The organism is Carnobacterium sp., from assembly GCF_032094055.1.
In the GTDB taxonomy this organism is placed as follows: domain Bacteria; phylum Bacillota; class Bacilli; order Lactobacillales; family Carnobacteriaceae; genus Carnobacterium_A.
In genome coordinates this window covers 15168-23433 of record NZ_DAMDAK010000009.1, presented here as the reverse complement: position 1 = coordinate 23433, position 8266 = coordinate 15168, and the positions used below count along the sequence as shown (strand labels likewise).

At 37.6% G+C, this 8266-nt stretch carries 8 protein-coding genes and 1 pseudogene; all 9 read right to left on the bottom strand.

Features of this window, described 5'->3' with window-relative positions; translation table 11 throughout:
* Nucleotides 1–230 (bottom strand): annotated as a pseudogene (locus tag RT405_RS02615) (peptide ABC transporter substrate-binding protein); the annotation flags it as partial.
* A 106-nt stretch (nucleotides 231–336) separates the two neighbouring features.
* The gene (smpB, locus tag RT405_RS02610) at nucleotides 337–795 is read right to left on the bottom strand and encodes an SsrA-binding protein SmpB (RefSeq protein ID WP_313467314.1); all 459 of its coding nucleotides are present in this window, start codon (nucleotides 793–795) and stop codon (nucleotides 337–339) included.
* Between the two features lie 20 nt (nucleotides 796–815).
* Entirely contained in the window at nucleotides 816–3206 is a 2391-nt protein-coding gene (gene rnr / locus RT405_RS02605; protein WP_313467313.1) for a ribonuclease R, read from the bottom strand.
* A gap of 5 nt (nucleotides 3207–3211) precedes the next feature.
* Complete coding sequence (locus RT405_RS02600) at nucleotides 3212–3967, bottom strand: alpha/beta fold hydrolase (protein ID WP_313467311.1); 756 nt, start codon at nucleotides 3965–3967, stop codon at nucleotides 3212–3214.
* A gap of 243 nt (nucleotides 3968–4210) precedes the next feature.
* Nucleotides 4211–5161, bottom strand: a complete 951-nt coding sequence (locus RT405_RS02595) for a metal ABC transporter substrate-binding protein (protein WP_313467309.1) — start codon at nucleotides 5159–5161, stop codon at nucleotides 4211–4213.
* Nucleotides 5158–6003 carry a metal ABC transporter permease gene (locus RT405_RS02590; protein WP_313467308.1) on the bottom strand — a complete coding sequence of 282 codons (846 nt, stop codon included), beginning with the start codon at nucleotides 6001–6003 and terminating at the stop codon, nucleotides 5158–5160. Before RT405_RS02590 ends, RT405_RS02595 begins: the two co-directional genes overlap by 4 nt.
* A complete protein-coding gene (locus tag RT405_RS02585) occupies nucleotides 6003–6737 on the bottom strand; it encodes a metal ABC transporter ATP-binding protein (RefSeq protein ID WP_313467306.1) in 735 nt (244 codons plus the stop codon). Before RT405_RS02585 ends, RT405_RS02590 begins: the two co-directional genes overlap by 1 nt.
* Before the next feature lie 400 nt (nucleotides 6738–7137).
* Nucleotides 7138–7374 carry a preprotein translocase subunit SecG gene (gene secG, locus RT405_RS02580; RefSeq protein ID WP_035029857.1) on the bottom strand — a complete coding sequence of 79 codons (237 nt, stop codon included), beginning with the start codon at nucleotides 7372–7374 and terminating at the stop codon, nucleotides 7138–7140.
* 80 nt (nucleotides 7375–7454) lie between these two features.
* Nucleotides 7455–8266, bottom strand: an 812-nt coding sequence (locus tag RT405_RS02575; protein WP_313467304.1) for a DUF1015 family protein, incomplete at its 5' end; no start/stop codon positions are given.

Here is an 8266-nt window from a genome sequence, read left to right as displayed (position 1 = left end):
TCAAATTCATATAGCCCCTCCATAAACTGACTCATTGCTTCGACACTGACATTATCCATAGCTAAAGATACATCAGCTGTGGGCAACTCCGAACCAATGGCTACATGAAAAACCTGCTTTGCTTCCCCTTTATTATTTTTTGTACTTGCCTCTTTGCTGCTATTTCCTCCACATCCAGCTACTGTAAGAATTAAAGCAATAGCTAACGTACTAATTAATCTTTTTCTCATATAAACCCTCCTTTTTCTAATCGAATTCTAACATAAAAAATAAAAAAAGACTATAAAAAAAGTTACTGCTTCTAAAGTAACCATACTTTAGAAGCAGTAACTCTTCTTATCTTTCTCTTAAAGATCGTGCTAAATCTCGTTTTTGATCTTTTCGTTTTAGATCCTCGCGTTTATCATAATTTTTCTTCCCTTTAGCTACGCCAATCAATACTTTAGCATATCCGTCTTTGATGTAGACTTTCAGCGGCACGAGCGTATTGCCGCTGCCTTTCATTTCGCCTTCTAGACGATTGATCTGTTTTTTGTGCATCAATAGCTTCCGTGTTCGTAAGGGATCATGATTGAATTGGTTCCCTTGTTCATAAGGGCTGATATGCACATTGTGTAAATAAATCTCACCATTGCGTACGCGAGCAAATCCATCTTTTAAATTGATTCTTGCTGCTCGAATGGACTTGATTTCAGTTCCTTTAAGAACAATTCCAGCTTCGACTGTATCTAAGATCGTATAATCAAAACGGGCTTTTCTATTTTGAGCTACCAATTTGCCTTCACCTTTTGGCATGTACTTCGCCTCCTTGCTTTTTATCTAGGTTTCTTTTTAGCGGGCTTTTTCTTAGCCACATCTTTATAAAAAGGCTTGGCTTTCTTTTTATCTTTTGCTGATTTGCTTTCTTTGTTACGGTAAGATGTCTTTTTCTTATTTTTGTCTCTACTTCCTTGATTCTTTTCCCGGTTGCCTGTTTTCTTTTTATGCGATTTTCCGTCTTTTTTTGCTTGAGGGATTGAATCGATTTTTGGCGCATTTGGATCAGGCACCAATTCAAAATCGATCTCGCGAGTTTCCGGATCTGCTCTCATAACTTTGATTTTAACTTTTTGGCCGATGCGGTAAACAACTCCTGTATGCTCCCCAACCAACATCAAGCGTTCTTCAATAAACTCATAATAATCATCTTTCATATTGGAGATATGGACTAACCCTTCAACCGTATTGGGCAACTCGATAAACAAGCCGAATCTTAAAACGGACCCGATAATGCCTTCATATACTTCTCCAACTTTATCCATCATGTATTCTGCTTTCTTCAATGCATCTGTTTCTCTTTCAGCATCTACTGCACGTCGTTCCATTTTAGAACTTTGAATAGCAATATCCGGCAACAAATTATTCCACTTAGCTATTTGCTCTGAACCTGTTCCTTGTTCTCCATAAGAACGAATCAAGCGATGTAAAATCAAATCAGGATACCGCCGTATTGGCGAAGTGAAATGGGAATAATATTTAGCTGCCAAGCCATAATGTCCCAAAGACTCTACATCATACTTAGCTTGTTTCATACTGCGCAGCATCATAGTCGAAATAACCGATTCTTCTGGCTTGCCGGAAACACTATTTAAAACTTTCTGCAGGCTCTTAGGAGTAACTGTTTCACTCGATCCTTTCATCGAAATACCGAATGCTGTGACGAATTCCATAAACCGTTGCATCCGGTCACTGTCCGGTTGCTCGTGGACCCGATAGATCATGGGTACTTTCATGCGGGTATAGTGTTCAGATACGGTTTCGTTGGCTGATAGCATAAAGGACTCAATGATTCTTTCACCAACGCCTCTTTCTCGCAAAACTATATCTAAAGGATGCCCATCCCGATCTACAATGATTTTAGCTTCTGGCGATTCAAAATCAATTGCTCCGCGTTTTTTTCGTTTTCTTTCCAAAATAGTATGCAATTCTGCCATTGCTTCAAACATCGGTACTAGCTCTTCATGCTCTTTACGAACCGTTTCATCTTCATCCATGATAATTTGGTTGACTTGTGTATAACTCATTCGGCGATAAGAACGGATCACACTTGGAAAAATGTCATGGCTAACGACTTCGCCTGTTTGATCAATCTCCATTTCACAACTCATCGCTAAACGATCTTCATGAGGATTCAATGAACAGATTCCATTCGATAAGCGATGCGGCAGCATAGGAATAACGCGGTCTGTTAAATAAACACTAGTTGCCCGGTCGTAAGCTTCAGCATCTAATGCACTGCCTTCTGTAACATAATAAGAAACATCTGCAATGTGCACGCCTAAGTGGTAGTGCCCATTTTCTAACTTCTTAACCGCCACTGCATCATCCAAGTCTTTTGCGTCTTCTCCATCAATGGTTACGACTACTTCTTCTGTCAAATCACGTCGCCCAGTTCTATCTTCTGGGGAAATCTTTTCAGAAACTTCATTTGCTTCAGCCATAACTTCATCAGGAAATTCAACTTGGATACCGTGTTTATAAACGATGGTCAAGATATCGATTCCCGGATCATTTTTATGCCCGATAACAGTTTTTACTATCCCTTGCATACTTCTCGGAAACTCACTATCAGGATAAAGAGTGATTTCAACTAATACAATCGCACCATCCACTGGTTTAATTCCTTTTTCTTCGATAAAAACACGCGTATCTGCTAATTTTTTATCTTTAGGCTCAATGTAGCCATACAATCCAGTTTCTTCAATTCCTTCTTCTGTATAAGCAAAAAATTCACCAACCAGCTGCGTGAATTTACGTTCAATTATTGCTTTAACACGACCTTCAGCGCCTTTATCAAACCAAGGTTCAGCTGGACGGATAATTTCAATTGTAACGGTATCGCCGTCTAAAGCAAAATTAGTTTGATGTGCTGGGATATAGATATCGTCCTCTTCTCCCTCAATCGATACAAAGCCGAATCCACGGTCGCTTGCTCGAAAGGTTCCGGATAGAATCGGCTCCTCTGTCGGCAACTTAAATTCGCCTTTTTTATTCAGAAAAACAGTTCCTTCTCGTTCCATCTCCGCTAATGAAGAAACCAATAATTTGAAATCGGTTGAACCCGTCAATCCCATTCCTTCGCTGATGTCCTTCACTTTAAATGCCATTTTCTTTTGTTCTTTCATATATACTAAAATAGCTTCTTTGATCGTCTGATTATTTTTCATTCAGTCTACTCTCCATTCCAATTCAAATCAGATAGGAATTTAAGTACATCCTTTTCTAACTCTTTATGATCCGCTCCTACTGTAATTACATGCGTGCTTTTTTCGTACCAGTGAAAGTCTACTTTCGCATGAATTAAAGCTTCTTTAAACTGAACCGCAATTTGCGGATCAATCAACTCGTCTTGCCCAGCTTGTGCGATAAAGACAGGTTTTGTTATTGAATTATATGCCGGTACCATTGAAGCAACAATTTCTGATATGCCGGCTAGTTGTTTGTCTAAACCTTGTTCCACTTCAGGCATCCGGGCTTCAATTTCTTCGTTCGTTTGACCAGCATGTTTCTTTACGTTTTTAACATAGCGTAAAAAAGTTGAACGTACATTGTTTTGATCATAATTCAAGGTAGGGGAACAAAACGTTCCGCTAGCTAGGATATTTTCAGTCGTCATGGTCTTCGTTGCAATAACGCCACCTAAAGACAATCCGAAAACAGCGATTTGACGGTACCCTTTTTCTGTTAAAAAGTGCAGGGCATCTTTTGCATCTTGTATCCAGTCAGTTGGAGACACTGCCAATATATCTTCAGGCTCTAACGTACCATGTCCTTTAAAGATTGGAGCATAAACAGTATAATTTTCTTTTTCTAAGGCTCTCCCCATCATTCGAACATCATTCGGTGATCCCGTATAAGCATGAAATAAAATAACTGCTTTGGGTCCCCTTTCAAAGAAAAATGGTTGCGGCAATGTTCTTTTTACCATTAAAAAATCTCCTCCTGTAGCAATTCCTGTTACTTTCTATTTTACTGTATATTTCGTCATTTTCATACCAAAACACTACAAAACGCTTTTTTATTGAATTGAAACTTCTAAAAGCTGTAAACAGATACATAAATGATAGATTAGCTGATAAGCAAAAATTAGCAGCGTAAACCCCTTGTTGTGGTTTTACACTGCTAACTTTCGTTTGTTTTAGGAATATCAGTTAAACAGGTAGCTGTATGTTTACTCTGCTTTTCCAGATAATCCTTCATGTATTTTTGTTAAATTCCATTCCATCATACCGTAATAGCTGTCGCCATCTTCGCCTTCTTTTGCGATAGAGTCAGTAAAAATAGTAGAATAAATTGGAACATCGGTTTCTTTTGAAACGCTGTTCATACTTCTTTTATCGACACTTGTTTCAACAAACAAAGCAGGAACGTCACTGCTTCTGACTTGATCAATAATTGCACTCATTTGGTCAGGAGTTCCTTGATTTTCAGTATTGATTTCCCAAATGTAAGCTGCAGTTACTCCATAAGCTGCCGAAAAATATTTAAAAGCTCCTTCACTGGTTACGAGCAATTTTTGGTCTTCAGGAATATCTTTAAATTTTTCTTTTGCTTCTGCATCTAGTTGAGCCAATTTGTCTGTATACTCTTTTGCATTAGCTTCATAAACTTCTTTATTGTCAGGGTCTTTTTCTGATAAGACGTTAGTGATGTTTTCAACGTATTGAATGCCATTGCTGATATCTAACCAAGCATGAGGGTCTTGTTCTGTTTCTTGTCCTTTTGATGACAAATACATTGGTTCAACGCCTTCACTGGCAGCAAAGTAATCTTTTCCGTCTTCTTTTCCAGCAGTTTTCATTAATTTAGTAAACCAGCCATTTCCGCCAGTTTCCAGGTTCAGTCCATTATAAAAAACGACATCCGCTTCTGTACCTTTCTCAATATCGGCTGGAAGAGGTTCGTATTCATGCGGGTCTGTGCCGACCGGTACAATGCTGTGCAAATCCACATTATCGCCTGCAACATTTTTAATCATATCTGCTAAGATAGAATTCGTGGCAACAACTTGTAATTTAGCATTCTCATCAGCAGGAGCTGACGAGTCAGATGAGCTGTTGCCGCAAGCTGCCCCCAAAAAGGTGACAGCTATTAAAGCCAGGAGTAAGTTTATTTTTTTCATTTTTTATCCTTCCTTCTCTTTATCAATAATTGTTGTTTTGGCGAAAATAAAAATGTAATTAAAAAGAAAACAGTAGTCGTTAAGACGATCGCAGCACCAGATGCTAAGTTATATGAATAACTTAAGAACAATCCGATCACAGAACTGATGATACCAATCGTAGAAGCTATCAGAATCATGGTAGATAATTTATTTGACAGTAGATAAGCGGTAGCTGCAGGAGTGATCAACATTGCTACAACTAAGATCGTTCCAACAGTTTGTAGAGCTGCAACAGCTACTAATGTAAGCAATAACATCAAAACATAATGAATAAGCTGCACTTTTAAACCATAAGCTTGCGACATAACGGGGTCAAAAGAACTGACGAGCAATTCTTTATAAAAAAGAACAACAAACAAAATAACTAAAATAGCAACGACAACGGTAATGATCATATCGGTTTGTGTAACGGCTAATACGTTTCCAAATAAAATATGGTATAAATCAGTCGAGCTTTTTGCAAAAGAAATAGCAATAATTCCGGCAGCAAAAAATGAACTAAAAACGATCCCAATAGCTGTATCGCTTTTCAACTTACTATGTTGCGTGACTAAACCAATAAGCAATGCCGCAAATACGCCAAAAACAGTTGCTCCAATAAAGTAGTTTACTCCTACAATATAAGATACGGCTACTCCAGGAAGAACTGCGTGAGAAATAGCATCTCCCATTAAAGACATTCCTCTTAAAATGATGAAACAACCGATAACTCCGGATACGATTCCGATAATAATAGAAGTAAACAAAGCATTTTGTAAAAATTGGTATTTAGTTAAACCATCTATAAAATGTGCAATCATTAGTCATTGACCCCCTTAATCATCAAATCACCCATTGAATCGCCATAAGCTGCTTTTATATTACTAGTCGTAAACGATTCAGCAATCGGTCCATAACTAATGAGAGATTGATTCAAGATAACTAAGTCATCAAAATAAGTCGTTACTTTGCTTAAATCATGATGCACGACCAAAATGGTTTTCCCTTCATCTCGAAGCTGTTTGAGCAAATCGATGATCACTTTTTCACTGTTCATGTCGATTCCCACAAAAGGTTCGTCTAAAAAAATAATATCAGCTTCTTGAGCTAGTGCACGAGCAATAAAGACCCGTTGCAGTTGTCCACCGGAGAGTTCACCGATTTGCCGATTCCTAAATTCTTCCATTTTAACTTTTTTTAAACTTTCTATAACTTTTTGTTTTTCTCGTTCTTTTGGACGATGAAAAAGACCTAATTTAGGAAAAGTTCCTAATAAAACAGTTTCTTCTACTTTGATTGGAAAGGTTAGATCAACTGTATTGCGTTGTTCAACATAAGCAATTTCTTTTCTTACGTTGTTTAAAGGTTGATTATCAACTGTAGTTATTCCGCTTTCTGTTTTTACCAAACCCATCATGCCTTTTAACAAAGTCGATTTTCCAGCTCCGTTCGGTCCAATAACTCCAGTAATAGCTTGTTCTCTGATAGTAAGAGACACATCTGAAAGAGCTGGTTCGTCTTGATAGGTAACCGTGAGATTTTTCACGTCAATCATATTACAACTTCCTTTCTTTCATTTAATTCTTTATTTATATATACGCACATGTTTAAGGCGCGCCTAAACCTTGATTAAAGTATAACTAAATGTCCTTTTTTTAGCAAGCTTTTTAAGTTCTTTTCGTTCATCTTTTTTAAACAAACTCTTTTCTAAACTGTTTCAGTTTAACTCTGTCTTCTTCTTTAAATAGATTCACAGCACATTCTATTTTAAAGATAGCGGTTACTTACCTTCATGCTAATTATTAAGTATCACCTGCTGCTCGATTTTAAACTACAAAAAAAAAGCAGCGTGAGCATTTCTACTCACGCTGCTTAAACAGATTTTATTCCAACTTTATTTAACTCGTCCGCATTAGGAACGAAAAGCTTGAAAAGCCGGCTGTTTATATATTTAATTAATTTGCTGATAAATACGCTAATATTAACGCTACGGCGAAAAAAGCAATTCCCAATACGACGGTTACCCGTTGTAAGACAGCTTCAAACCCACGAGCTTTTTGTTTTCCAAATAATTGTTCAGCTCCGCCAGTAAATGCACTAGCTGCATTATTCGTTTTAGTAGGTTGCATCACAACTACAATAATCAGCAAAACTGATATAATAAGTTCAGCAATTAAAAATGTATTGTACAATTTTATTGCCCTCCCGTCTAACTTTTCTTCTGCAATTAACTTTACCACAATTAGTACTAAAATACTAGCGGAGTTCTTTTTTATTTTTCCTTTTCTGCTGTCTGTTTATCTGTTTCCAACGGGTGGATAAATAAACCGCTAAGCAGTTTCGGCTCAAACCAAGTAGATTTTGGCGGCATGACTTCTCCACTATCTGCTACTGCTAACAGTTCTTCTATAGTAGGCGGGTACATAGCAAACGCCACGCTGAATTCCCCGCTGTCTACCGCATCTGCCAATTCTTTTAGACCTCTGATCCCTCCGACAAAATCAATTCGTTTATCTGTTCGAATATCTTGAATGCCAAAAATTGGTGTCAGAATCTGGTCTTGTAAAATAGCAACATCCAATCCTTTGACAGGATCATTTGTTTGAATCTCTGGCTTTACTTTTAATTCATACCATTGACCTGCTACATACATCCCCATTGTTTTTGCGGTTTTTGGCTTATAAGGAACCACACCTTTTTTATGAACCGTAAATGCTTTAGCTAGTCTCTCAAAGTAATCAGGTTCAATCGGAACATTTACTACTCGATTGTAATCGATGATCGATAATTGGTTTTCTGGAAACAAAACGGATAAAAAGAAATTAAATTCTGTTTCAATAGGAGCATTCGGAAATTGTGCTCTACGTTTTAGCGCTACTTTGACAGCTGATTCCGTCCGATGATGTCCATCTGCAATATACAAACATTCCACTTTTTGAGCAAAAAGAGCGACTAGTTTTTCAATCGTTTCTTTTCGGTCTACTACCCAGACACGGTGTCTGACATCATGGAAACTTGAAAAATCATATACCGGATCATAACGCGCCACCCAGTCGTTTACTACTTCATCAATCGTTTTGTTTT